Source organism: Mycobacterium sp. (genome assembly GCF_052143115.1).
Classification (GTDB): Bacteria; Actinomycetota; Actinomycetes; order Mycobacteriales; family Mycobacteriaceae; genus Mycobacterium.
In genome coordinates, this window is record NZ_JBKQTQ010000282.1 from 1 (window position 1) to 24,048 (window position 24,048).

A 24,048-nucleotide genomic window follows, 5' to 3' on the forward strand; every position below is an offset into this window, starting at 1 on the left:
GCCGGAATAAAGACCGGAATCATCCGGTCGATGGCCGGCACCGGCGCCGTGGTGACGTCTGCCGGTCAGGTGTTCGCCGCCACCATGTCGACGTTTGCGATCAGCCCGCTGCGGGTCATGGGGCAGGTGGGTACCACCATCGCTTTGGGTCTCCTGTTCGACACGTTGATCGTGCGCTCGTTCATGATGCCGTCCGTCGCTGCGCTGATGGGGCGCTGGTTCTGGTGGCCTCAAAAAGTGCGCACTCGCCCCGCCAGCGGGCTACTTCGACCGTTCGGGCCGCGCCCCGTGGTTCGCGCGCTGCTGCTGCCGCCGGAATACGGCGGCACATATCGCAATGGCGAAGCGTCCGCTTCGGCCAGCACGGATCGGTTCCCGGCGAGCGCGCCGCACTACTGACGGCGGGTGAGGAATAGGTTGGGAGAATCCATCAGCAATCTGAGTTGTTACAGATTCGGCGATCAGGTTCGGTAGGTCCCGTGACCTTCGATCACCAGGCCGTCGTCGAATCGCAGCACCTCACTGACCAGACCGTCGTCTTGGTTGCGGTAGGCGATGACGACGGTGTCGATGCCTTGGTAGACACCTTCGACGGTGAACCGGAGATCCGGGCTGCGTGACAGGGCCACGGTCCAGTAGTGGCGCAGGGCCTGTTTGCCACGAACGACGCCATGGGTGTCCGGTAGGAGCCGGGCGGCCACCGGCGAGGTGAAGACGACGTCATCGTGGAAGTGCTCGAGCACGGCCTCCACGTCGTGCGCGTTCCACGCCGCAACCCACTGCCGGCTGAAGGCAATCGGATCGAGCGGGATCAGGCAGTCCAGTCCCAGACCGACATGTCGCCCTTGGGGTACTGCTCGCACACGTCGGTGGCCTTGGCGACGACACCCTTGTTGTTGAAGAAGATCTTCGCCCAGTTACCCCAGTGCGTTGCCATCTGCTCGTAGTAGATGTTCGTCGCGGTGTCCTCGGAGTACTGCCTGCGGCCGGCGGAGTCCAGGGAGTAGAACCAGTGGATGCGGTCGATCGCGCCCTGCTGGATGTCCGCTGGCCGGTTGTGGAAGTCGATCATGTACCGCTGGTAGTAGATCGGGCTGGTGTCCCTGGCGGCGGCCAGGTACTGCTCCGCGTCGCAGGTGGTTGCGATCTGCCGACGCGGAATCGGAAAGTCTTCCGTGGAATCGGCCACGGCGGTCTTCGGGAAAACCGCAGCAGCGAGGGCGAGGGAAAGAAAAACAGCGCCTGCACGCAGGCTGTTACTAAGCCGAGACATAGTGTTCACCGTAACACTTTCAGGGCCCGGATGGGCCGCCGGGGCGATATTCGTAGTCCATCTCACTATCCGTCGCTATCAGGCACGATGACGTGTGTGGGATCCGGCCGCAGCTCCGGTGGGGCCTGGCTGTAGTCCCCGAACGGGCCGTCGCGGCGCGCGACCGCGGCGCGAGCACCTTGGGTTTGCGCGGTGCGGATGAAGTCGAGCGCCTCGGGGGTATTGCGCATCAGGCCGTCGACAATGCCGCCCAGCATCTGGGTGGACGCCAGGCCCATGTTCTCGTAGGCCTGGTTGACGATCAGCTTTTGCGCGCGCAACTGGGACATCGGAATCTGGGATAGCTCGGCCGCGATCTCGGCGACGCGCGCTTCGAGGCGCTCGAACGGCACCGCCTCGTTGATCAGCTCGATCTCGGCGGCCTGCACGCCGGTCAGCGGCCGGCCGGTCAGCGCGTGCCACTTGGCCTTGGCGAGGCTCAGCCGGTACATCCACATGCCGGTCAGATAGGCCCCCCACATCCGGCTGTACGGGGTGCCGATCACGGCGTCGGTGCTGGCGATCACGATATCGGCGCACAGCGCGTAGTCGCTGCCTCCCCCGACACACCAGCCGTGCAACTGGGCGATCACCGGTTTGGTGGCCCGCCAGATCGCCATGAACTTCTGATGTGGTCCCGTCGGGGCGGTAACCATCGCGAAATCCTTGCCCGGATCCCACTGCCCGTCGGTGTTCATATAGTCATCCCACTGCTGGAAGCCGTCGCCGAAGTCGTAGCCGGCGCAGAACGCGCGACCGGCGCCGCGCAACACGATGACCTTGATGTCGTTGTCGCGCTCGGCCAGCCCGATCGCCGCCTCGATCTCGTCGGGCATGGGCGGGACGATGGTGTTGAGCTGCTCCGGACGGTTCAAGGTGATGGTGGCGACCGGACCGGCCGTGGTGTAAAGCAGCGTTTCGAATTGAGGTGTCGGCTTGGGACTAGACATAGCCGAAGCGAAGCCGCCACCCGACTCGGGTGTCAAGTGCCGGCCAGCATCCGCCATAGGAACGAGTTACTCAGCGCCGACTTGAAGGCGAGCTGTTCGTTATCCGCCGCGCCGGCGTGGCCGCCCTCGATGTTCTCGTAGAGCCAGACCCGATAACCCGCCGCTTCCAGGGCCGCCGTCATCTTGCGGGCGTGGCCTGGATGCACCCGGTCGTCGCGGGTGGACGTGCTGAACAGGACCGGCGGGTACTGCCGGCCGGTCGAAATGTTTTGGTACGGCGAGTATTCCGAAATGAACTTCCACTCGTCGGGATTGTCCGGGTCGCCGTATTCGGCCACCCAGGAGGCGCCGGCCAGCAGCAGGTGGTAACGCTTCATGTCCAGCAGCGGCACGTCGCAGACCAGCGCACCGAATTTCTCCGGATATTTGGTCAGCATGATGCCCATCAGCAGGCCGCCGTTGCTGCCGCCCCGAGCGCCGAGCTGCGCGACGGTGGTGATGCCGCGGTTGACCAAATCGTCGGCCACCGCGGCGAAGTCCTCTGCCACCTTGTGCCGGCCCTCGCGCACCGTCTGGGTGTGCCAGCTCGGCCCGTACTCGCCACCGCCGCGGATATTGGCCAGCACGTAGGTGCCCCCGCGGGCCAGCCACAACCGGCCCAGCACACCGCTGTAACTCGGCGTGTAGGACGTCTCGAACCCGCCGTAGCCGTAGAGCAGGGTGGGGCCCGGCCCCCTGGAATCACCGACGCCATCGGGCCGTACGACAAAGTAGGGGATCGAGGTGCCGTCCTTGGAGGCGACGAAATGCTGTGTGACGGTGATATTTTCGGCGTCGAAGAAGGCCGGCGCGGATTTGATCTGGTCCAGTTGTCCGTCACCCGTGCCGCGCATCAACCGCGACGGCGTCTCGAATCCGCTGGAATCGAGGAAGAATTCGTCGCCGGTGTCATCGGCCGAGACGATGACGGTGTTGGTGGCGTCCGGGATGCCCGGCACCGGCGCGCGCTGCCAACTGCCGGGTGTGACGATCTCGACGCGGCTGGCCACGTCGGCCAGTGTCACCATCAGCAGGCGGTCCCGGGTCCACGCATAGTGGTTCAGCGCGGTGTGCTCGTCTGGCTCGAACACCACCTGCAATTCCGCTGTGCCGGCGAGGAATTCGTCATGGTTGGCGGCCAGCAGCGAGCCCGCGGGGTAAGTGGCGCCACCGACGGTCCAATCACTGCGCAGCTCGATCAAGATGCACTCGCGGTGCAGCGACACACCGGCGTCGGTGGGTGCGTCGATGCGAGTCAGCTCCGAGCCCCGCAGCTCGTACAGCTCGTCGTTCCAGAAGTCGATGGCCCGTCCCACCACGGTTCGCTCGAAGCCCGGTGTGCGATCCACCGACACGAAGGCTCGCACCTCGGAGCGTTGCACCTCGAACACGGTCTCCGCGTCGGCCAACGGTGTGCCGCGACGCCAACGCTTGATCAGCCGCGGATAGCCCGATTCGGTCAGCGAGTCGGCGCCGAAGTCGGTGCCCACCAGCACGGTGTCCGGGTCGGCCCAGGCTACTTGCGACTTGGCCTCTGCCAGCTCGAACCCGCCGACCACGAATTCGCGTGTCTGCATGTCGAATTCACGCCAGACGGCCGCGTCCGAGCCGCCCGGGGACAGGACGACCAGCGCTCGCGTCAGATCAGGTTCGAGGACGTTGGCGCCGCCCCATACCCATTTTTGATCGTCAGCTCGACCGAGTTCATCGACATCTATCAGCACATCCCACTCGGGGGAGTCGGCGCGGTAGCTGTCCAGCGTGGTGCGTCGCCACAGCCCGCGAGGGTTGGTGGCATCGCGCCAAAAGTTGTAGAGGTATTCGCCGCGGCGGGTCACATACGGAATGCGGGCATCGGTGTCGAGCACCTCAAGTGCCTCGGCGCGCATCTGTTCGAACAGCGCACCGCCGAACTCCGCCAGCGTCGGATCGTTGTGGGCGCGCACCCAATCCAGTGCCTTGTCGTCGGTGACTTCTTCTAGCCACAGGTACGGGTCTTGGGGCGCCTCAGGGGTCCGGGAAGGCTTGGAAGGCATGGAAGCCATTGTGCGGGCGACGGTAGTGTGAGATGTATTACATCGATTGACGACTAAATCCGAGGAGCCGAGCCATGACTGTTTTCGCACGTCCGGGTTCCGCCGGGGCACTGATGTCCTACGAATCGCGATACGACAATTTCATCGGCGGCGAGTGGGTGGCACCTGCCAAGGGGCTGTACTTCGAGAACCCGACCCCGGTGACCGGCCAGACATTCTGCGAAGTGGCGCGCTCCGACGAGGCCGACGTCGACGAGGCGCTCGACGCCGCGCACGCCGCGGCGCAGGCGTGGGGCAAGACCGCCCCGGCCGAGCGCGCGTCGATCCTGAACAAGATCGCCGACCGCATCGAAGAAAACACCGAAGCGCTGGCGGTGGCCGAGGTCTGGGACAACGGCAAACCGGTCCGGGAGGCGCTGGCCGCCGACATCCCGCTGGCCGCCGACCATTTCCGGTATTTCGCCGCGGCGATCCGCGCCCAGGAGGGTTCGCTGAGCCAGATCGACGAGGACACCGTCGCCTATCACTTCCACGAACCGCTCGGGGTGGTGGCACAGATCATCCCGTGGAACTTCCCGATCCTGATGGGCGCATGGAAACTGGCGCCCGCGCTGGCTGCCGGCAACACGGTAGTTCTCAAACCCGCCGAGCAGACGCCGGCCTCGATCCTGTACCTGATGTCGCTGATCGGCGACCTGCTGCCGGCCGGGGTGGTCAACGTCGTCAGCGGTTTCGGCGTGGAAGCCGGCAAGCCGCTGGCATCCAGCGATCGCATCGCCAAGGTCTCGTTCACCGGGGAAACCACGACCGGGCGACTTATCATGCAATACGCGTCGCACAACCTGATCCCGGTCACCCTCGAACTCGGCGGCAAGAGCCCCAACATCTTCTTCTCCGACGTGATGGCGGCCAACGACGACTTCCAGGACAAGGCGCTGGAAGGGTTCACCATGTTCGCCCTCAACCAGGGTGAGGTGTGCACCTGCCCGTCGCGCAGCCTGATCCAGTCCGACATCCATGACGAGTTCCTGGAACTGGCGGCGATCCGTACCAAGGCCGTCCGGCAGGGCGACCCGCTGGACATCGCGACCATGCTGGGTTCCCAGGCATCCAACGACCAGCTGGAAAAGATCTTGTCCTACATCGAAATCGGCAAGGAAGAGGGCGCCAAGCTGATCACCGGCGGCGAGCGCGCCGAGCTGGGTGGCGACCTGTCCGGCGGCTACTACGTGCAGCCGACGATCTTTGCCGGCAACAACAAGATGCGCATCTTCCAGGAGGAGATCTTCGGCCCCGTCGTTGCCGTCACGTCCTTTACCGACTACCCCGACGCGATGGGCATCGCCAACGACACCCTCTACGGTCTGGGCGCGGGCGTGTGGAGCCGCGACGGCAACACCGCCTACCGCGCCGGCCGCGACATCAAGGCCGGCCGGGTGTGGGTCAACTGCTACCACGTGTACCCGCCGCACGCGGCGTTCGGCGGCTACAAGCAATCCGGTTTCGGCCGGGAGACCCACAAGATGGCGCTCGACCACTACCAGCAGACGAAGAACCTGCTGGTGTCCTACGCCGACAAGGCGCAGGGCTTCTTCTGATGAGCGCTCCGGCCGGTGCGGTTATCACCGTCGCCGCCGCCGAATTGCTGACCCGACTGCAGGACCGCCACGGCCCGGTGATGTTCCACCAGTCCGGCGGCTGCTGCGACGGATCATCGCCGATGTGCTACCCGCTCGGGGACTTCTTGGTCGGCGACCGCGATGTGCTGCTCGGTGTCCTCAATGTGGGCAACGTGGGCCCGAAAGACTCAGCGGGCGTGCCGGTGTGGATCTCCGGTCCGCAATATCAGGTCTGGAAGCACACCCAGCTCGTCATCGACGTAGTGCCGGGCCGCGGTGGCGGGTTCAGCCTGGAGGCCCCCGAGGGCGTCCGGTTCCTCAGCCGTGGCCGGGTCTTTACCGATGCCGAAAAAGCGCTGATAGAGGCCGTGCCGGTGATCACCGGCGCCGCCTATGAGCGTGGCGAACGGCCATCGAATCGTGGCCAGGTTGTAGCCGACAACGCGCCAGGAACGTGCTGATGCCGCAGTAAGGTCGCGAGGGTGATTCCACTTCCGCGCGCCTGGCTGCTGGCCAGCGCCATGCTGATCGGCAGCGCGGTGGGGCTGTTGGCGGGAGTGGCATCCACCGCGCTGTTGCATGGGCGCGTCCGCCCGGACGTCGCCATCGCGCTGGTGGTCGGGATTCCCAGCGTCATCGGGGTGGTGTCGATCCTGCTTTCCGGGCGCCGCTGGGTCACGATGCTGGGCGCGTTCTTGCTTGCGCTGGCGCCCGGCTGGTTGGGGGTGCTAGTTGCCCTTCGGGTGGTCTCTGGTGGCTGATAAGGATCTCGATTCCGACCCGGGAACCGCGGCGTTCGTGCCCGATTTTGACGATACGGGTGAGGACTCGGTGCCCTTCGTGCCCAACTTTGACGACACCGGCTCGCAGCCGTTGCCACGGGTCACGGAGTCGACGCCGAAGGACGAGCCCGAGCACGAATCGGAAGGCGAATCGAGCGCCGCGCCCGTCGCCGTGCCCGGCCGATACCAGTACGTGAAGTGGTGGAAGCTGTTGCTGGTGCTCCTCGGCGTGTGGTTCGCCGCGGCGGAGGTGGGGCTGAGTCTGTTCTATTGGTGGTATCACACGGTCGACAAGACGGCGGCGGTGTACATGGTCCTGGTCTACGTCGTCGCGTGTGTCGTCGCGGGCGTGATACTGGCGATGGTCCAGGGCCGGCCGATGATGTCGGCGCTGGCGCTCGGGGTGATGTCGGGGCCGTTTGCGTCCGTTGCCGCGGCGGCGCCGCTCTACGGCTACTACTACTGCGAGCGGGTGGGCCACTGCCTGGGCGGCCTCATTCCCTATTGAGCTTCCCGGCTACCCGGCCATTAGGGTAGTGCGCGTGACCCACTATGACGTCGTCGTCCTTGGAGCAGGTCCCGGCGGATACGTCGCCGCTATCCGCGCCGCGCAGCTCGGCCTGAACACCGCGGTCGTCGAACCGAAGTACTGGGGCGGAGTCTGCCTCAACGTCGGCTGCATCCCGTCCAAGGCACTGCTGCGCAACGCCGAACTGGCCCACATCTTCACCAAGGAAGCCAAGACTTTTGGCATCAGCGGCGACGCGACTTTCGACTACGGGGCCGCCTTCGACCGCAGCCGCAAGGTGGCCGAAGGCCGCGTCGCCGGCGTGCATTTCCTGATGAAGAAGAACAAGATCACCGAGATCGATGGCTACGGCAGATTCACCGACCCGCGCACGCTGGCCGTCGAACTCAATGACGGTGGAACCGAGACGGTCACGGTCGACAACGTGATCATCGCGACCGGCAGCAGCACCCGACTGGTTCCGGGCACCTCGCTGTCGGAAAACGTGGTCACCTACGAGGAACAGATCCTGTCGCGGGAGCTGCCGGAATCGATCATCATCGCTGGCGCGGGGGCCATCGGCATGGAGTTCGGCTACGTGCTGAAGAACTACGGCGTCGACGTGACCATCGTGGAATTCCTGCCGCGCGCGCTGCCCAACGAGGACGCCGAGGTGTCCAAGGAGATCGAGAAACAGTTCAAGAAGCTTGGTGTCAAAATCCTCACCGGAACCAAGGTGGAGTCCATCACCGACAGCGGCTCCGAAGGCTCCGGAGTCACCGTGGTGGTGAGCAAGGACGGCAACGCGCAGGAGCTCAAGGCCGATAAGGTGTTGCAGGCCATCGGGTTCGCACCCAACGTCGAGGGCTACGGACTGGATAAAGCCGGCGTCGCGCTAACCGAGCGCAAAGCCATCGGCATCACCGACTACATGCGCACCAACGTCGACCACATCTACGCCATCGGCGACGTCACCGGGCTGCTGCAGCTGGCACATGTCGCCGAGGCCCAAGGCGTGGTAGCAGCCGAAACCATCGCCGGCGCAGAGACGTTGGCGCTCGGCGACTATCGGATGTTGCCCCGCGCGACGTTCTGCCAGCCCAACGTCGCCAGCTTCGGGCTCACCGAAGAGCAAGCCCGCGACGAAGGTTACGACGTCGTGGTGGCCAAGTTTCCGTTCACCGCCAACGCCAAAGCGCACGGCGTCGGCGATCCCAGTGGTTTCGTCAAGCTCGTCGCCGACGCCAAATACGGCGAGCTGCTGGGTGGGCACCTGATCGGCCACGACGTCTCCGAGCTGCTGCCGGAGCTCACGCTGGCGCAGAAATGGGACCTGACCGCCAACGAGCTGGCCCGCAATGTGCACACCCATCCGACGATGTCCGAGGCGCTGCAGGAATGCTTCCACGGCCTGATCGGCCACATGATCAACTTCTGAACCGGCAGATGAAGACCAGCGACAGCATTGTGAGTGCCATCGGCGGCGTCGTCGTCGGTTATGTGCTGTGGCTGATTGCCATTTCGATCGGAGACGACGTCACGACCGTGAGCCGGTGGAGCCTGTTGGTGTTGCTGGGGTCGGCCGTGCTGGCGGTCTGTGCGGGGGTGTGGGGCTGGTCGATGCGCCGGCGCGGCAAATATGCCGGGGCGGCGTTTGCGTTCAGCCTGCCGATACTTCCGGTGCTGCTGACGCTGGCCGTGCTGACCAATCTCTACATCTGACGATCACCGCGGGTTGTCCAGCGGTATCTCGAGCGCGGACATCGTCGCGGCCAGCCCATCGTATTGACTTGCAAGCAAACAGAATTCGATCAGTTGGCGCCGATCCAGGTGGCTGGCCAGCTGCTGCCAGGTCGCGTCGGTGATCGTGCGGTCCGTGACGAACTCATCCGTGGCCTTCAGCAGCGTCTGTTGCCGGTCGGTGAGGGCCCCGGGACCCGCTTCGGAACCGGCTGCAGCGTCCGGCCAAGCGAAAATCGCGGCCTGCGTGTCGGCGTCCAGACCCGCCTTGCGCGCCATCCGCCGATGGTGCTGCAGCTCGTATTCGCAGGCGCGCAGATGTCCGACGCGCAGAATCACCAACTCGGTATCGACCGTGGGCAGTCGCCCCCGCAGCAGCCGGCCGCTGTAGATCGACCAGGTCCAGAACAGCAGCTGGCGCTGACCCAACGTGGTGAACAGATGCATCTCCGGCGCCCGCACCTGACGTGCGGCCAGCTTCGCGAGCACCCAGTTGACCGGACCCAGTTCGCGGAAACGGCCCGACGGGATACGGCCTTGCGGGGCGCTCACGGTTGCTTCACCAGATACGGGGACACGGTGCTGCGGTGCTCGTCGATATCGAGGGCGCGTCCCAAGGCGGGGAACGCCCGCTGGGGACACTTGTCCCGTTCGCAGACACGGCAACCCGCGCCGATCGGTGTCGCGATATCGCCTGACAAGTCGAGTCCTTCCGAGTAGGCGAGCCGGTGGGCGTGGCGAAGTTCGCAACCCAGCCCGATCGCGAAGGTCTTACCGGGCTGACCATATCGGGCAGGGCGGCGCTCCACGGTACGGGCCACCCACATGTAGTTGCGGCCGTCGGGCATCTGGGCGATCTGCACCAGGATCTTGCCCGGGTTGGCGAAGGTTTCGTAGACGTTCCACAACGGGCAGGTGCCGCCGCTGGAAGAGAAGTGAAAACCCGTGGCGGACTGACGTTTTGACATGTTGCCGGCCCGGTCCACCCGGATGAACGAGAACGGCACACCCCGTATGGTCGGCCGTTGCAGCGTCGACAGCCGGTGCGCGATGGTCTCGTAGCTGACCGAGTAGAAGGCTGACAGCCGTTCGACGTCGTAGCGGAAATTCTCGGCGACGTCGTGGAACTGGCGGTAGGGCAGCACCGCGGCGGCGGCGAAGTAATTGGCCAAACCCAGCCGGGCCAGGGTGCGCGACTCGGCACTGGTGAACTTGCCCTCTTCCACCATGCTGTCGATGAGATCGCCGAACTCGAGATAGGCCAACTCGGCGGCCATCTTGAAGACCTGCTGACCCGCCGACAGGTGACTGCTGATTTCCAGGGTGTTGGTCTTGGAGTCGTAGCGGTGCAACACGCTGTCGCCGAGATCGATCCGCCGGTTGATCCGCACCCCGTGCACCTCGGTAAGCCGGCGGGTCAATTCGCGGGCCAGGTCGCCATGGTGCAGCCGCATCTGGATCGTCAGGTCTTCGGCGGCGGTGTCCAGCTGGTGCAGGTAGTTCTGCCGTTGGTAGAAGTAGTCGCGCACCTCTTCATGGGGCATGGTGATCGAGCCGCTGCCACTGCCGTCGAAGAAGCGCTCCTCGGTGGCAGCGGCCAGCTGCGCGGTGGTGATCCGGTAGCGCCGGTGCAGATTGACCACCGCGCGGGCCAGGGCCGGGTGGGCGCTGACCATCTCGGCGACTTCCGGCGGGTCGACGTCGATATCCAGATCGCGGTCCATCGTCACCTCCCGCAGCTCGGCGACCAGCCGGGTGTCGTCCTGGGAGGCGAAGAACGTCGCGTCCACCCCGAACACCTCGGTGATCCGGAGCAACACGGCCACCGTCAGCGGGCGGACGTCGTGCTCGATCTGGTTGAGGTAACTCGGAGAGATCTCCAGCATTTGGGCCAGTGCCGCCTGGCTGAACCCGCGCTCGCTGCGCAGTTGGCGCACGCGCGAGCCGACGAATGTTTTGGACACTTAACTAAGCGTACCTGTCTGTGAAGACCTGGTTCGCAGAGTTGGCATTGGCAGCTGGGTTGGTGTTTGTCCGACGTCATTGGCATGATTCGCATCGGGCACCCCCGGGGTAAACCCGGGGCGCCAACGAGGGGAGTGGCCGTGAGCCTGGACAAAGAAATGATGCCGGTGCCCGACGGCCACCCCGATGTGTTCGACCGCGAATGGCCGCTGCGCATGGGTGATATCGACCGCACCGGCCGGCTCCGCTTGGACGCGGCCTGCCGGCACATCCAGGACATCGGCCAGGACCAACTGCGCGAGATGGGTTTCGAGGAGACCCATCCGCTCTGGATCGTTCGGCGCACCATGGTCGACCTGATCCGCCCGATCGAATTCCGCGACATGTTGCGGATGCGGCGCTGGTGTTCGGGCACCTCGAACCGCTGGTGTGAGATGCGGGTCCGCATCGACGGACGCAAGGGCGGCCTGATCGAATCCGAGGCGTTCTGGATCCATGTGAACAAGGAAACCGAGATGCCGTCGCGCATCGCCGACGACTTCCTGGAGGGGCTGTTCCGGACCACTTCCGTTGACCGGCTGCGGTGGAAGGGCTATGTGAAGCCGGGCAGCCGCGACCAACCGTCCGAAGCGACGGAAATCCACGAGTTCCCGGTCCGCGTCACCGACATCGACCTGTTCGACCACGTGAACAACTCGGTGTACTGGAGCGTCATCGAGGATTACCTGGCGTCTCACCCCGACCTGCTGACGGACCCGCTGCGGGTGGCGATCGAGCACGAGGCACCGGTGGCGCTGGGCGACAAGCTGGACGTCATCTCGCACGTTCACCCGGCCGGCTCGACCGATCAATTCGGTGCCAGCCTGACCGATCGCCCTGTTATAACGCTCACATATGCGGTAGGCGACGAGACGAAAGCCGTCGCCGTGCTGTTCGCACTCTAACCGGACAAGCGTCCTGGTAAATCACCCATTGACCTGCGAGTTTTGATTACTGGCCGGTAGCTTCTGAAACGGTTCAGCTGTAACCCACCTTCGCAAGATTTGCAAAACCCCCGAAAGTCGTTGCCGAAATTGGCAATTGAAATGGCTGGCCAGGGGGAACACGCTGTGTCATCGTCGAGTTAGCACAGCAGTGAAGATAGCCGTTGGCAACCGCCGAAAAGGCGGTCAGGCCTCGGTGATCACGAGGAAACCGTTAAGGAGCAACCCAATGTCTAACGTTGGCACGCCTAAGAGCGCCGAGCAGATCCAGCACGACTGGGACACCAACCCGCGCTGGAAGGACGTCACCCGTACCTACAAAGCCGCCGACGTCGTTGCGCTGCAGGGCAGCGTGGTCGAGGAGCACACCCTGGCCCACCGCGGCGCAGAGGTGCTGTGGAACCAGCTGCTCGACTTGGAGTTCGTCAACGCGCTCGGCGCGCTGACCGGCAACATGGCGGTGCAGCAGGTGCGCGCCGGCCTGAAGGCCATCTACCTGTCGGGTTGGCAGGTCGCTGGCGACGCGAACCTGTCCGGCCACACCTACCCCGACCAGAGCCTGTACCCGGCCAACTCGGTGCCGCAGGTGGTGCGCCGCATCAACAACGCGCTGGTGCGCGCCGACGAGATCGCCAAGGTCGAAGGCGACACGTCCGTCGAGAACTGGCTCGCCCCGATCGTCGCGGATGGTGAGGCCGGCTTCGGTGGCGCCCTCAACGTCTACGAGCTGCAGAAGGCCATGATCGCCGCCGGTGTGGCCGGTTCGCACTGGGAGGACCAGCTGGCTTCGGAGAAGAAGTGCGGTCACCTCGGTGGCAAGGTGCTGATCCCGACCCAGCAGCACATCCGCACGCTGACCTCCGCCCGGTTGGCGGCCGACGTCGCCGGCGTGCCGACGGTCGTCATCGCGCGCACCGACGCCGAGGCGGCCACGCTGATCACCTCCGACGTCGACGAGCGCGACCGTCCGTTCATCACCGGTGAGCGCACCGCCGAGGGCTTCTACCGGGTGAAGAACGGCCTGGAGCCGTGCATCGCTCGCGCCAAGGCCTACGCTCCGTACTCCGACCTGATCTGGATGGAGACCGGCACGCCGGACCTGGAGTTGGCGCGCAAGTTCGCCGAGGGCGTCAAGAGCGAGTTCCCGGACCAGATGCTGGCGTACAACTGCTCGCCGTCGTTCAACTGGCGCAAGCACCTCGACGACTCGACTATCTCGAGGTTCCAAAAAGAGCTTGGCGCAATGGGATTCAAGTTCCAGTTCATCACGCTGGCCGGATTCCACGCGCTGAACTACTCGATGTTCGACCTGGCCTACGGTTACGCCCGCAACCAGATGAGCGCCTACGTCGAGCTGCAGGAGCGCGAGTTCGCCGCCGAGGAGCGGGGCTACACCGCGACCAAGCACCAGCGTGAGGTCGGTGCCGGTTACTTCGACCGCATCGCCACCACGGTGGACCCGACCTCGTCGACGACCGCTCTGGCCGGCTCGACCGAAGAGGGTCAGTTCCACTGAGGACGAGCGGCTGGATGAGCTTCTGAGCGGCTTGATCCCGCGAAGTTGACAGCACAGGCCCCGCCCGGCGAACCTGGGCGGGGCCTGTTGCCGTCCGCCGGGCATGGGACCGCGGAGCCTAAGGAGAAACGTGTCAATCGAACGGGTAGGAGTCATCGGGGCCGGCCAAATGGGTGCCGGCATCGCTGAAGTATCGGCCCGCGCAGGGGTTGACGTGCTCGTCTACGAGCCGACCGAGGCCTTAACCACCGCCGGGCGCAATCGGATCGTCAAATCGGTCGAGCGCGGTGTCAGCGCGGGAAAGATCACCGAGCGGGAGCGCGACGCCGCCGTCGGTAAGCTGAAATTCACCACCGATCTCGCCGGGCTAGCCGATCGACAGTTGGTCATCGAGGCCGTGCTCGAGGACGAGGACGTCAAAACCGGCATCTTCGCCGAACTGGATCGGGTGATCACCGACCCCGATGCGGTCCTGGCGTCCAATACGTCGAGCATTCCGATCATGAAGCTGGCTGCCGCTACCGCCAATCCGGGCCGGGTGCTGGGATTGCATTTCTTCAACCCCGTTCCGGTGCTGCCGCTGGTGGAGTTGGTCAGCACGCTGGTCACCAACGAAGCCGCGGCCGCTCGCACCGAGGAATTCGCCAGCGCGGTGTTGAAAAAGCAAGTGGTGCGGTGCTCGGACCGATCCGGCTTCGTGGTGAATGCATTGCTGGTGCCCTACTTGCTTTCGGCGATCCGGATGGTCGAGGGTGGTTTTGCCACCGTCGAAGATGTCGACAAGGCGGTTGTTGCCGGGCTGTCGCATCCCATGGGGCCACTGCGATTGTCCGATCTGATCGGCCTCGACACCTTGAACCTGATCGCGGACAAGATGTTCCAAGAGTTCAAAGATCCGCAATGCGCTGCGCCGCCGCTTTTGCTGCGGATGGTGGAGGCAGGTTTGCTGGGGAAGAAATCCGGCAAGGGCTTCTACACGTACTGAGGTTCTACTAACCTCATCCGGCGCCCGTCCGGCGCCCGAGTTGCGGTGGGCAACACAATCTTTCCGAGTGCGCGGTCTGTTGCACCTGCGGTAAAGTGCATTCACAGGACGGGGCTGAAACTCTGATAGGCCGCGGGTGGAATGACCAAGTCACGACCGTTCTACGAAGAAATCGCAGGCGATCTACGACATTTCTGACGAGTTCTTCGCATTGTTTCTTGACCCCACCATGACCTACACGTGCGCCTACTTCGAGCGCGACGACATGACCCTCGAAGAAGCCCAAAATGCCACGCTGGATCTGGCGTTGAACAAGCTGAACCTCAAGCGGGAATGACGCTGCTCGACGTCGGCTGCGGGTGGGGCGGGGCGTTGGTCCGAGCGGTGGAGAAGTACGACGTCAACGTCATCGGCATCACGCTCAGCCGCAATCAGTCCAAGTACAGCCAGGCCAAGCTGGGCCAGTATCCCGACCGAACGCACGGTGGAGGCGCGGCTGCAGGGCTGGGAAGAGTTCGACGAGAAAGTCGACCGGATCATCACCGTCGAGGCCTTCGACGCGTTCAAAGAAGGAGCGCTATCCGGCATTCTTCGAACGCGCCTACGAAATAATGCCCGACGACGGTCGGATGCTATTGCACAGCATATTCACGCACCCCTGGACCTATTGGCATGAGCACGGCATCCCGGTAGCGATGAGCGACCTGAGATTCATGCGTTTTATCCAGCATGAAATCTTTCCTGGTGGCCAACTTCCGGCTAAAGAGGACATCCTCGAGTTTTCCCAGGCTGGCGGCTTTTCCACCGAGCAGATCGATATGCTGCGTCCGCACTATGCGCGGACCCCGGACACCTGGGCGGCCAATCTGCAGGCAACCGTGACCGCGCGATAGCCGTCCAGTCCGAAGAAGTTTACGAACGCTACCTGCGCTACCTGACGGGCTGTGCCGACTTCTTCCGCCGCGGAATCACTGAGGTCGCACAGTTCACCCTGACTAAGTAGCCAGCACGGCGACTAGGCGGCTGGTTTCTCCATGGTGAACTGGCACACGTTGGTGTAGCCGTCGCGGAACAGTTCTCGGCAGCCGGTCAGGTACTTCAGGAAGGTGTTGTATTCGTCTTCGCCTTTCAGCGCGATCGCCTCGTCCTTATGCGCTTCCAGTGCCGTGGCCCAGGTGTCCAAGGTGCGCACGTAGTTGTGACCGATCATGTGGTGGCGGGTGATATCGAAACCGGCCGCGGTCGCGTAATCGTCGACAACAGAGATCATCGGCAACCGGCCGCCGGGGTAAATCTCTTTCCGGATGAAGTTGATGAACCGTATCAGCGACATCGTCCGCTTCAACCCCAGCTGCTCGCCCTCTTCTGCAGTGGGCACCACGATCGAGTGCAGCAGCATGACGCCGTCGTCGGGTAGCACGTTGTAACACATCTTGAAAAAGTCGGCATATCGCTCGTAAGTGCCTATGCCGTCGGCGAAGTGCTCGAATGCGCCCAGCGACACGATGCGGTCGACCGGTTCGTCAAACTCCTCCCAGCCGTGCAGCCGCACGTCTTTGCTGCGCGGAGAGTCCACTTCGGCGAACTTCTGTTTGTTGTGAGCCAGCTGGTTTTCGCTCAAGGTCAACCCGATGACGTTGACGTCGTACTTTTCGATCGCCCGCCGCATGGTGGAACCCCAGCCACAGCCGATGTCGAGCAGCGTCATACCGGGTTGCAGCCCCAGCTTGCCCAGCGACAGGTCGATCTTGGCCAGCTGGGCCTCTTGCAAGGTCATGTCGTCGCGCTCGAAGTACGCGCAGCTGTAGGTCATTGACGGGTCGAGCCACAGCTTGAAGAAGTCGTTGGACCGGTCGTAGTGCGACTTGATGTTGTCCACATCTGGCTTCAGAGCCGTCTCACCTGTGTTTTCGCTTCCGCGGGCCATCATGGCAAACTTATACCCCTCCTCAGGCCGCTGCAATCGCTGCCGACGGCCTAGCTATGGCTGTGTTCAGTCTCCTGCGGCCTGGTTGGGACCGGATCTAGGCTTTATTCGGAGTCGCGAGGATATCAGACTGGTGGAAGGGGGCTTTGAAGCCTCAGAGGTGGGAACGAAGCAACGCCATGCCGCAGTTCTCGACCGGAGACGGTTTCCCTGATGTGGTTGTCACCGGCATCGCGATGACGACTGCGCTGGCTACCGACGCTGACAACACCTGGAAGAAGCTGCTGGACGGACAGAGCGGGATCCGCAAGCTCGACGATCCCTTCATCGAGCAGTTCGACCTCCCGGTTCGCATCGGTGGGCACTTGGTCGAGGATTTCGACCATGAGCTGACGCGAGTGGAACTGCACCGGTACCTGTTTCTGCAGAAGATGTCGACCAGGGTCGGCCGACGGGTCTGGGCGAACGCCGGCTCGCCCGACATCGACACCAACCGGTTGATGGTTTCTATCGGCACCGGGATGGGCTCGACCGAGGAATGGATCTCTGCCTACGACGACATCCGCGAACGCGGTATCAGGGCGATTTCCCCGTTGGGTGTGCAGAAGGCCATGCCCAACGCCGCGGCCGCGGCTGTCGGGCTGGAACGTGGTGCCAAAGCGGGGATTACCACCCCGGTGTCTGCTTGTGCCTCAGGGGCCGAGGCCATCGCCCAGGCGTGGCGCAACATCGTGCTCGGCGAGGCCGACATCGCGATCTGCGGCGGCGTCGAGACCAGGATCGAAGCCGTTCCCATCGCAACCTTCGCTCAGCTGGATCTGGTATCGACGAACAACGACGATCCCGCCGGCGCGTGCCGCCCGTTCGACAGGGACCGGGACGGCTTTGTGTTCGGCGAAGCGGGAGCGCTGATGGTCGTCGAGACCGAGGACCACGCAAAAGCCCACGGCGCCAACATCATTGGTCGACTGATGGGCGCCGGCATCACTTCAGACGGCCACCACATCGTGGCGCCCGATCCCAATGGCGAACGGGCCGGCCACGCGATCGCCCGGGCGATCGAGCTTGCCGGGTTGACTCCCGGTGACATCGATCACATCAACGCGCACGCCACCGGCACCACCGACGGCGACCTGGCCGAAGGGAAGGCGATAAACAACGCGTTGGGCACCCACCGGCCGGCGGTCTACGCGCCGAAGGCGGCGCTTGGTCATTCTGTTGGCGCCGTCGGCGCGGTGGAGTCGATTCTGACCGTGTTGGCGCAGCGGGACGGCGTCATCCCGCCGACGTTGAACTTACGCAATCTGGATCCGGAGGTCGATCTGGATGTGGTGGCCGATGAGCCGCGCGCCGGCGACTACACGTATGCGATCAACAATTCCTTCAGTTTCGGCGGCCATAACGTCGCTTTGGCCTTCGGCCGATACTGACGGTGAGGCCGCTATCCCATCGTTTCGCTGGGTATACCTCCGCGGGTAAGCGTCAAAGATCGTCGAATTCTCTTGCGTGGCAGGCTTTTCGGTGAAGGAGATTCAACATCTCAGCACCCTCACCGAGACAGGCCTTCGGCGGCTCCGCGCCGTCCGACGGCGGATCAAGCGCGAACGGCCACAAGCGGTCTGGTTGCGACCCGGCGCCCGCCAGTTCCCGGTGACCGGGCGCCTGGCAGCCGGGCCTGATACACTACCCGCTTGAATGTAAGGCCAAGGCCGGGTTCGCACATTGCTTCTGCTGAGCGATACGGCAGCTGCCTAGTAGCACGTTATGTCGGGTAAGCGTGCTGGACGTCAGATCGACCATGTTAAAGGTGAGGTAGCTGCCGCAAATGTCAGAGTTGGCGCCGTTCTACACAGAGTCGCAATCGATCTACGATATTTCGGACGAGTTCTTCTCGTTATTCCTTGACCGCACCATGGGATACACCTGCGCATACTTCGAGCGCGATGATATGAGCCTCGAAGAGGCGCAAAACGCCAAATTCGATCTGGCGCTGGGCAAGCTCAACCTCGAGCCGGGCATGACGTTGCTGGACATCGGCTGCGGGTGGGGCGGCGCGATGCACCGCGCGATTGAGAAGTATGACGTCAACGTCATCGGCATCACGCTCAGCCGCAACCAGTGCGAGTACAGCAAGGCCAGGCTGGCCAAGATCCCGACGGGACGCAATGTTGAGGTGCGGCTGCAGGGCTGGGAAGAGTTCGACGAAAAGGTCGACCGGATCGTCACCATCGGCGCCTTCGAAGCGTTCAAAGCCGTGCGGTACCCTGCCTTCTTCCGCCGGGCGTACGAGATTCTTCCCGATGACGGCCGGATGTTGCTGCACACCATACTGGCGCACACGCCCAAGTACTTCCGAGACAACGGCATTGCGGTGACAATCAGCGACCTCAAGTTCATGCGGTTTATCGGGAAAGAGATCTTCCCTGGCGGCGAGTTACCCGCCGTCGAAGATCTTCTCGACTTGTCAGAGGCCACCGACTTCTCCGTGGAGCGGATCCAATTGCTCGGCCCGCATTACGCACGCACGTTGGACATATGGGCGGCCAATCTGCGGGCCAACCGGGAACGCGCCATCCTCAACCAGTCCGAGGAAGTCTACGACCGCTACATGCGATACCTGACCGGCTGCGCGGATTTCTTCCGGCGTGGCATCACCAACATCGGTCAGTTCACCCTGACCAAATAGCCGTCGACGCCTCTAGAGTCCCTTGGCGAGCGGTCTCAGAGGTGGGACAGTTCACCCTCGTGAAGGGATAGCGGGCCGAGCTCGTCCCAGGGCTACCCCGACATCTGCCAATACACGTGCGAGAAGGCGCCCAGGTAGCCCAGTAAATCGGACTGCAGCAGCGCGGCGATCGCCAGGCCCACCACGAGCAATGCCCCAGCTTGGCGCACGTGCACCCAGGCCAGCGCTGCGTACCACAGTGGCCACACCGGGAAGTTGCCCGGCGGCTCTTCCGGCGGCGGGCGCCGGAAATACGGCCAGATCTTGACCAGCCGCGGCAGCGCCGCGACGACAAGCAGCGCCGGCCACGGCATCGCCTTGGCCAGCACCGCCGCCACAACCAGCAGGTAGAACCCGACCATCATCCCGAGCGTCACCGCGCGAGCACGGGCTTCCCCGAAGATCACCGGCAGCGTGCGGATGCCAAGGGGCTCGTCGTAGGGGATTTTGTCGATGTGCTTGCCCATCAACACCGTCGTGCACAGCAGCCCGTAGGGCAGCGACGCGAGTAGGACGTTCCAGCCGACGTTGCCGACCGCGGAGTAGTACGTTCCGCACACCATCAGCGGACCCCAGACCACGAACACATCCGGCTCGCCGAGGCCACGCTTCTTGAGTCGTACCGGCGGCGCGGTATAGGCGACGCTGAGCAGGAAACCCGACAACGCGAATGCCACCACGGGCCAACCGCGTGCCCAGGTCAGCACGATCAGGATCGCCAGGTCGGCCAGGTTCACCACGGCGATAGCGGTGAGCAGGGTGCGGCGGCTGACCAGCCCCGACAGGACCGGGTGCGGGGCGTAAAGAGCGCGGGGGTAACTGGCGCTGTCGGTGCCGGTCTGGGTGTCGAAAAGGTCGTTCATCAAGTTATTGACGGTGTGCGCCAACAGGATTCCGACGATTGCGAGAACGAGCCAGCGCCAATCGAATCCGGGTCGGCCGACCGCCAGCAGCGCTGCGACCAAGCCGGCGAACAGGGTCATCGGCAACACCGCGGCGCGGGTGACGACGATCCAGCGGGTGACGAAGTCGACCGGCCCGTCCGGCGGCGGGTTGGTGGTGCGCAGGGCATAGCCCCAGGAGCTGAGCCGGGAGCGGACCGTCACGTGAGTCATGTTCAGAAACCTAGCGGCGGCACGATCGGCGACGGGTGCGGTTGCCCACGGAATTTGTCCAGCGAGCCGGCCACCTCGACGATCCCGCAGAGCGCGCTCCAGCTCAGCATGGTCAGGTAGTCGATCAGCTCGTCGGCACTCATCCGCGGTTCCAGTAGCCACGAGTGGGTGGCCAGCTGGACGCCGCCGACGGTGTGGTACGCCCACGGGTCCACCCCGCCGACGTCCATCCCGGCCGCTTTCATGCGGCGGCGCAACACCACCGCGAGCATGCGGGCGATGATCCGCTCGGAGTCCGCGATCACCTTGCTCTTGCTGGCCGAACTGTTGGCCATCACGAACCGGTACGGCTCCGGTTCGTTCGCCACGGTGTGCACGTACACCCGGATGATCTCCCGGGTGAGATCGAAACCGTCCAGATTCGACGACAGCGCGGCCGCCATGTTGGGGATCAGCGTGATCTGCGCGAACCGCATCATCACCGCGGTCGTCAGGTCGTTCTTGTCGACGAAGTAGCGGTAGAGCACGGTCTTGGAGACGCCGATTTCGCTGGCAATCTCGTCCATGCTCACGAAGCGACCACGGCGCCGGATGGTGTCGATTGTCCCGTCGATCAGCTCATTGCGGCGTTCCACCTTGTGCTGGTGCCAACGTCGCTTCCGACCATCGGTTTTTACCGTCCCCGCGGGGACCTGCTTTGCCACTATCGCTGATTCCCATCAACTCACTTGACTATTGTCATAGTACGGCTTACTGATGCGGATTTCTCGGCCCGCACCTCCTATTACGGAGCTTGGCCATCGAAGCGGTAACAGTTACCGCACCCGTTCGTCCTGCTTTCGGCACAGGCGGATAGTGCCCCGCAGGGCGCGCATTGTCGCCGAACAGCAGCGCGGATAGCGGATGATGGTGTGGTGGCACTGGGACTGAACGACAGACCCAATCCGGGACCCAAGCACCGAGCCGATTCGCGAGGCCCACGGGTGGCGCGGAGGGACCTGGCAACGCTGCCGTCGCCGGAGCCTGGCAAACCCTCCTCCTTCGCCGAGTCGTTCGCCGGGGCCGATCCGCAGGCTGATGCCGAGCGAGGTAGGGCGCTGCGCCGAATGAAAGTGGTGGCGCTGAGCTTTCTGGTCGGCGCCACCGCGGTGTTCCTGGGCTGCCGGTGGGCGCAGTCGGCCGGCGTCGCTGCCACCTGGGTGGGTTATGTGGGGGCCGCCGGGGAAGCCGGCATGGTCGGCGCGTTAGCGGACTGGTTCGCGGTGACGGCGCTGTTCAAGCACCCGCTCGGGATCCCGATACCGCATACCGCGATCATCAAACGCAAGAAGGACCAGCTGGGCGAGGGCCTGGGAACCTTCGTGCGGGAGAACTTCCTTTCACCGCAGGTCGTGGAGACCAAGCTGCGCGACGCAGAGATTCCAAGCCGGCTGGGCAAGTGGCTGTCCGAGATGTCGCATGCCCAGCGAGTGGCCGCCGAGAGTGCGACCGTGCTGCGGGTCATGGTGGAACTGCTGCGCGACGACGACGTTCAGCACGTCATCGACCGGATGATCGTGCGGCGCATCGCCGAGCCGCAGTGGGGTCCGCCGGTGGGCCGGGTGTTGGCCACCTTGCTGGCCGAGCACCGGCAGGAGGCCCTGATCCAGTTGCTGGCCGACCGCGCATTTCAGTGGTCGCTGAACGCCGGAGAGGTCATCCAGCGGGTAGTCGAGCGTGATTCGCCGAGCTGGTCGCCGAGATTCATCGACCACCTCGTCGGCGACCGTATCCACCGCGAGCTGATGGATTTCACCGACAAGGTGCGCCGCAACCCGGATCACGAGCTGCGCCGGTCGGCGACCCGGTTTCTGTTCGAATTCGCCGACGACCTGCAGCATGACGAGGCGACGATCGCGCGGGCTGAGGCGGTCAAAGAGCAGTTGATGGCCCGCGAGGAGGTCACCAACGCGGCCGCCACGGCCTGGAAGACGCTGAAACGCCTGGTGCTCGAGGGTGTGGACGACCCTTCCAGCGCCTTGCGCACCCGTGTTACCGATGCGGTGGTGCAGATCGGCGAATCGCTGCGCGACGACGCCGACCTGCGGGACAAGGTGGACAGCTGGATCGTGCGGGCTGCCGAGCACTTGGTCGCCCAGTATGGGGTCGAGATCACCGCGATTATTACCGACACCATCGAGCGCTGGGACGCCGACGAGGCCAGCCGGCGCATCGAACTGCACGTGGGCCGTGACCTGCAGTTTATTCGGATCAACGGCACGGTGGTGGGGTCGCTTGCCGGGTTGGTCATCTACGCGATCGCGCAGCTGCTGTTCTGAGAATTGCTAACTAGTGCTTGCAAAAGTTAGCACTAGGTTTTACTGTGGGGCACGTCAGCACCAATCCGACGCAAGGAGTCGCCATGCCGCAGGAGGAAAAGCTTTCCGCTGTGGTGTCTACCGCTGCGTCCGACATCGGCAGCTTCATCAGGACGCAGCGTGAGGCGGCGCAAGTATCGGTGCGACAGTTGGCGGAAAAAGCCGGTGTCAGCAATCCCTACCTCAGCCAGATCGAGCGCGGGTTGCGTAAACCTTCCGCTGATGTGCTCAACCAGATCGCCAAGGCGCTGCGGGTCTCCGCCGAGGTTCTCTACGTGCAGGCCGGGATTCTCGAGCCCAGCGCGAGCAGCGAAGTCCGCGACGCCATCATCACCGACACGGCGATCACCGAGCGGCAGAAACAGGTCCTGCTGGACATCTACACGTCGTTCGTCCAGCAGAACGAAGCTGCCCGTGAGGAGACTGCACCTGCCTAGACCCTCGCTTAACCCTGCTAGCTCGTGATTGAGCATTGCCAACCATTGACCCACACGAAAAACCACGAAAGGAAACAAGATGGCGGAAAACACGACCATTGACGACCTGAAGGCCCCGCTGCTCGCCGCGCTGGGCGCCGCCGACCTGGCCCTCGCCACGGTCAACGACCTGCTCACTGAGCTGCGTGAGCGCGCCGAAGAGACTCGCACCGACACCCGCAGCCGGGTCGAGGAGAGCCGGGCTCGCCTGACCAAGCTGCAGGAGGACCTGCCCGAGCAGCTGCGCGAGCTGCGCGAGCGGTTCACCACTGAGGAGCTGCGTAGCGCCGCGGAAGGCTACGTCGAGGCGGCGACGTCTCGGTACAACGAGCTGGTCGAGCGCGGCGAGGCTGCCCTGGAACGGCTGCGCAGCCAGTCCGGCTTGGACGACGCGTCGGCGCGTGCCGAGGGCTACGTCGACCAGGCGGTCGAGTTGACCCAGGAGGCGTTGGGCACCGTTGCGTCGCAGACCCGCGCGGTCGGCGAGCGTGCCGCCAAGCTGGTCGGCATCGAGCTGCCCAAGAAGGCTGCGGCCAAGAAGCCTGCGGCCAAGAAGGCTGCGGCCAAGAAGGCTCCGGCCAAGAAGGCTGCGGCCAAGAAGGTCACCCAGAAGTAAGGACGCGGTCTGCGCTGCCCGGCAAGGGCAGCGCGGACCTGCTTACACCTCAGACTCCGAGTCGCCCGATTGGGCGGCTCGGAGTCGACGTTTTCGGCGCCGCCCCCGTACGCTTACTTTGTGAACGACCTAATGCTTACCGTCGTCTTCGTCTTGCAGGTTGCGGTGGCGATGACAGCGCTCTACGCCTTTGTGCACGCGGCGATGCAGCGGCCCGACGCCTACACCGCCGCCAACAAGATGACCAAGCCGGTGTGGTTGCTGATCCTGGGCGCTGCAGTGCCGCTGACGATGCTGCTCAGCGCGTTGGGGGCGGCGATCGGGGCCTGCGCGGCGGGTGTCTACCTGGTCGATGTTCGACCGAAACTTCTTGAGATTCAGGGCAAGTCGCGATAAC

General features: G+C 64.2%; 25 protein-coding genes and 1 pseudogene. 17 read left to right on the top strand and 9 right to left on the bottom strand.

Going from position 1 to position 24,048, the window contains the following annotated elements; translation table 11 throughout:
* Positions 1-399 (top strand): MMPL family transporter (locus ACLQI9_RS27370; RefSeq protein WP_442392428.1); only part of this gene is annotated, 399 nt, incomplete at its 5' end.
* Positions 400-461: 62 nt separating this feature from the next.
* On the opposite strand, the gene ACLQI9_RS27375 is transcribed toward ACLQI9_RS27370, so the two are convergent.
* The 4 genes from ACLQI9_RS27375 to ACLQI9_RS27390 form a co-directional block, all read right to left on the bottom strand.
* The gene (locus ACLQI9_RS27375; protein WP_424075999.1) at positions 462-863 is read right to left on the bottom strand and encodes a nuclear transport factor 2 family protein; all 402 of its coding nucleotides are present in this window, start codon (positions 861-863) and stop codon (positions 462-464) included.
* Positions 812-1,273, bottom strand: coding sequence for a DUF5078 domain-containing protein (locus tag ACLQI9_RS27380; RefSeq protein ID WP_424076000.1), 462 nt, complete (start codon positions 1,271-1,273; stop codon positions 812-814). The genes ACLQI9_RS27375 and ACLQI9_RS27380 overlap by 52 nt, the downstream gene beginning before the upstream one ends.
* Positions 1,274-1,338: 65 nt before the next feature.
* On the bottom strand, positions 1,339-2,262 hold the full coding sequence (locus ACLQI9_RS27385; RefSeq protein WP_424076001.1) for a crotonase/enoyl-CoA hydratase family protein: 924 nt from the start codon (positions 2,260-2,262) through the stop codon (positions 1,339-1,341).
* Positions 2,263-2,294: 32 nt separating this feature from the next.
* Positions 2,295-4,337 carry a prolyl oligopeptidase family serine peptidase gene (locus ACLQI9_RS27390; protein WP_424076002.1) on the bottom strand — a complete coding sequence of 681 codons (2,043 nt, stop codon included), beginning with the start codon at positions 4,335-4,337 and terminating at the stop codon, positions 2,295-2,297.
* A 74-nt stretch (positions 4,338-4,411) separates the two neighbouring features.
* On the opposite strand from ACLQI9_RS27390, the gene exaC reads away from it, so the two are divergent.
* The 6 genes from exaC to ACLQI9_RS27420 are packed head-to-tail and all read left to right on the top strand — an operon-like array spanning position 4,412 to position 8,968.
* A complete protein-coding gene (gene exaC, locus ACLQI9_RS27395; protein ID WP_442392429.1) occupies positions 4,412-5,935 on the top strand; it encodes an acetaldehyde dehydrogenase ExaC in 1,524 nt (507 codons plus the stop codon).
* On the top strand, positions 5,935-6,417 hold the full coding sequence (locus ACLQI9_RS27400; RefSeq protein WP_424076004.1) for a DUF779 domain-containing protein: 483 nt from the start codon (positions 5,935-5,937) through the stop codon (positions 6,415-6,417). The genes exaC and ACLQI9_RS27400 overlap by 1 nt, the downstream gene beginning before the upstream one ends.
* A 21-nt stretch (positions 6,418-6,438) precedes the next feature.
* The gene (locus ACLQI9_RS27405; RefSeq protein WP_424076005.1) at positions 6,439-6,717 is read left to right on the top strand and encodes a putative holin; all 279 of its coding nucleotides are present in this window, start codon (positions 6,439-6,441) and stop codon (positions 6,715-6,717) included.
* On the top strand, positions 6,707-7,246 hold the full coding sequence (locus tag ACLQI9_RS27410; protein ID WP_424076025.1) for a hypothetical protein: 540 nt from the start codon (positions 6,707-6,709) through the stop codon (positions 7,244-7,246). The genes ACLQI9_RS27405 and ACLQI9_RS27410 overlap by 11 nt, the downstream gene beginning before the upstream one ends.
* Positions 7,247-7,280: 34 nt before the next feature.
* Positions 7,281-8,684: a dihydrolipoyl dehydrogenase gene (gene lpdA / locus ACLQI9_RS27415; RefSeq protein WP_442392430.1), complete on the top strand. Its 1,404-nt coding sequence runs from the start codon at positions 7,281-7,283 to the stop codon at positions 8,682-8,684.
* A gap of 8 nt (positions 8,685-8,692) precedes the next feature.
* Entirely contained in the window at positions 8,693-8,968 is a 276-nt protein-coding gene (locus tag ACLQI9_RS27420) for a hypothetical protein (protein ID WP_424076007.1), read from the top strand.
* A 3-nt stretch (positions 8,969-8,971) separates the two neighbouring features.
* Here the strand turns inward: ACLQI9_RS27420 and ACLQI9_RS27425 are convergent, their stop codons facing one another.
* Both ACLQI9_RS27425 and ramB read right to left on the bottom strand, forming a co-directional pair.
* The gene (locus ACLQI9_RS27425; RefSeq protein WP_424076008.1) at positions 8,972-9,538 is read right to left on the bottom strand and encodes a carboxymuconolactone decarboxylase family protein; all 567 of its coding nucleotides are present in this window, start codon (positions 9,536-9,538) and stop codon (positions 8,972-8,974) included.
* Positions 9,535-10,950 carry an acetate metabolism transcriptional regulator RamB gene (gene ramB / locus ACLQI9_RS27430; protein ID WP_442392431.1) on the bottom strand — a complete coding sequence of 472 codons (1,416 nt, stop codon included), beginning with the start codon at positions 10,948-10,950 and terminating at the stop codon, positions 9,535-9,537. Before ramB ends, ACLQI9_RS27425 begins: the two co-directional genes overlap by 4 nt.
* Before the next feature lie 141 nt (positions 10,951-11,091).
* Between ramB and ACLQI9_RS27435 the strand changes: the two genes are divergently transcribed.
* From ACLQI9_RS27435 to ACLQI9_RS27450, 4 genes and pseudogenes are all read left to right on the top strand, one after another.
* On the top strand, positions 11,092-11,895 hold the full coding sequence (locus tag ACLQI9_RS27435; protein WP_424076010.1) for an acyl-ACP thioesterase domain-containing protein: 804 nt from the start codon (positions 11,092-11,094) through the stop codon (positions 11,893-11,895).
* Between the two features lie 268 nt (positions 11,896-12,163).
* Positions 12,164-13,450 carry an isocitrate lyase gene (gene aceA / locus ACLQI9_RS27440; protein WP_442392432.1) on the top strand — a complete coding sequence of 429 codons (1,287 nt, stop codon included), beginning with the start codon at positions 12,164-12,166 and terminating at the stop codon, positions 13,448-13,450.
* Between the two features lie 103 nt (positions 13,451-13,553).
* Positions 13,554-14,435 (top strand): 3-hydroxybutyryl-CoA dehydrogenase, encoded by an 882-nt coding sequence (locus tag ACLQI9_RS27445; protein ID WP_442385331.1) that lies wholly within the window; start codon positions 13,554-13,556, stop codon positions 14,433-14,435.
* 141 nt (positions 14,436-14,576) lie between these two features.
* A pseudogene (locus ACLQI9_RS27450) lies at positions 14,577-15,438 on the top strand (cyclopropane mycolic acid synthase family methyltransferase).
* Between the two features lie 12 nt (positions 15,439-15,450).
* Here ACLQI9_RS27450 and ACLQI9_RS27455 read toward each other — a convergent pair.
* Positions 15,451-16,365 (bottom strand): cyclopropane mycolic acid synthase family methyltransferase, encoded by a 915-nt coding sequence (locus ACLQI9_RS27455; RefSeq protein ID WP_442385333.1) that lies wholly within the window; start codon positions 16,363-16,365, stop codon positions 15,451-15,453.
* 176 nt (positions 16,366-16,541) lie between these two features.
* Between ACLQI9_RS27455 and kasB the strand changes: the two genes are divergently transcribed.
* Positions 16,542-17,792 carry a 3-oxoacyl-ACP synthase KasB gene (gene kasB / locus ACLQI9_RS27460; RefSeq protein WP_442392433.1) on the top strand — a complete coding sequence of 417 codons (1,251 nt, stop codon included), beginning with the start codon at positions 16,542-16,544 and terminating at the stop codon, positions 17,790-17,792.
* A gap of 395 nt (positions 17,793-18,187) precedes the next feature.
* Positions 18,188-19,048: a cyclopropane mycolic acid synthase family methyltransferase gene (locus tag ACLQI9_RS27465; RefSeq protein ID WP_442385337.1), complete on the top strand. Its 861-nt coding sequence runs from the start codon at positions 18,188-18,190 to the stop codon at positions 19,046-19,048.
* Positions 19,049-19,140: 92 nt separating this feature from the next.
* Here ACLQI9_RS27465 and ACLQI9_RS27470 read toward each other — a convergent pair whose 3' ends face one another.
* Both ACLQI9_RS27470 and ACLQI9_RS27475 read right to left on the bottom strand, forming a co-directional pair.
* Positions 19,141-20,202, bottom strand: coding sequence for a prenyltransferase (locus ACLQI9_RS27470; protein ID WP_442385339.1), 1,062 nt, complete (start codon positions 20,200-20,202; stop codon positions 19,141-19,143).
* Between the two features lie 2 nt (positions 20,203-20,204).
* Entirely contained in the window at positions 20,205-20,906 is a 702-nt protein-coding gene (locus ACLQI9_RS27475; protein ID WP_442392434.1) for a TetR/AcrR family transcriptional regulator, read from the bottom strand.
* 222 nt (positions 20,907-21,128) lie between these two features.
* Between ACLQI9_RS27475 and ACLQI9_RS27480 the strand changes: the two genes are divergently transcribed.
* The 4 genes from ACLQI9_RS27480 (at position 21,129) to ACLQI9_RS27495 (ending at position 24,047) form a co-directional block, all read left to right on the top strand.
* Positions 21,129-22,520: a DUF445 domain-containing protein gene (locus tag ACLQI9_RS27480; protein ID WP_442385387.1), complete on the top strand. Its 1,392-nt coding sequence runs from the start codon at positions 21,129-21,131 to the stop codon at positions 22,518-22,520.
* Positions 22,521-22,603: 83 nt separating this feature from the next.
* On the top strand, positions 22,604-22,996 hold the full coding sequence (locus tag ACLQI9_RS27485) for a helix-turn-helix domain-containing protein (protein ID WP_424080347.1): 393 nt from the start codon (positions 22,604-22,606) through the stop codon (positions 22,994-22,996).
* Between the two features lie 79 nt (positions 22,997-23,075).
* Positions 23,076-23,651, top strand: coding sequence for a heparin-binding hemagglutinin HbhA (gene hbhA, locus ACLQI9_RS27490; RefSeq protein WP_442392435.1), 576 nt, complete (start codon positions 23,076-23,078; stop codon positions 23,649-23,651).
* A 132-nt stretch (positions 23,652-23,783) separates the two neighbouring features.
* On the top strand, positions 23,784-24,047 hold the full coding sequence (locus tag ACLQI9_RS27495; protein WP_442385389.1) for a DUF2516 family protein: 264 nt from the start codon (positions 23,784-23,786) through the stop codon (positions 24,045-24,047).
* Position 24,048 lies beyond the last annotated feature (1 nt).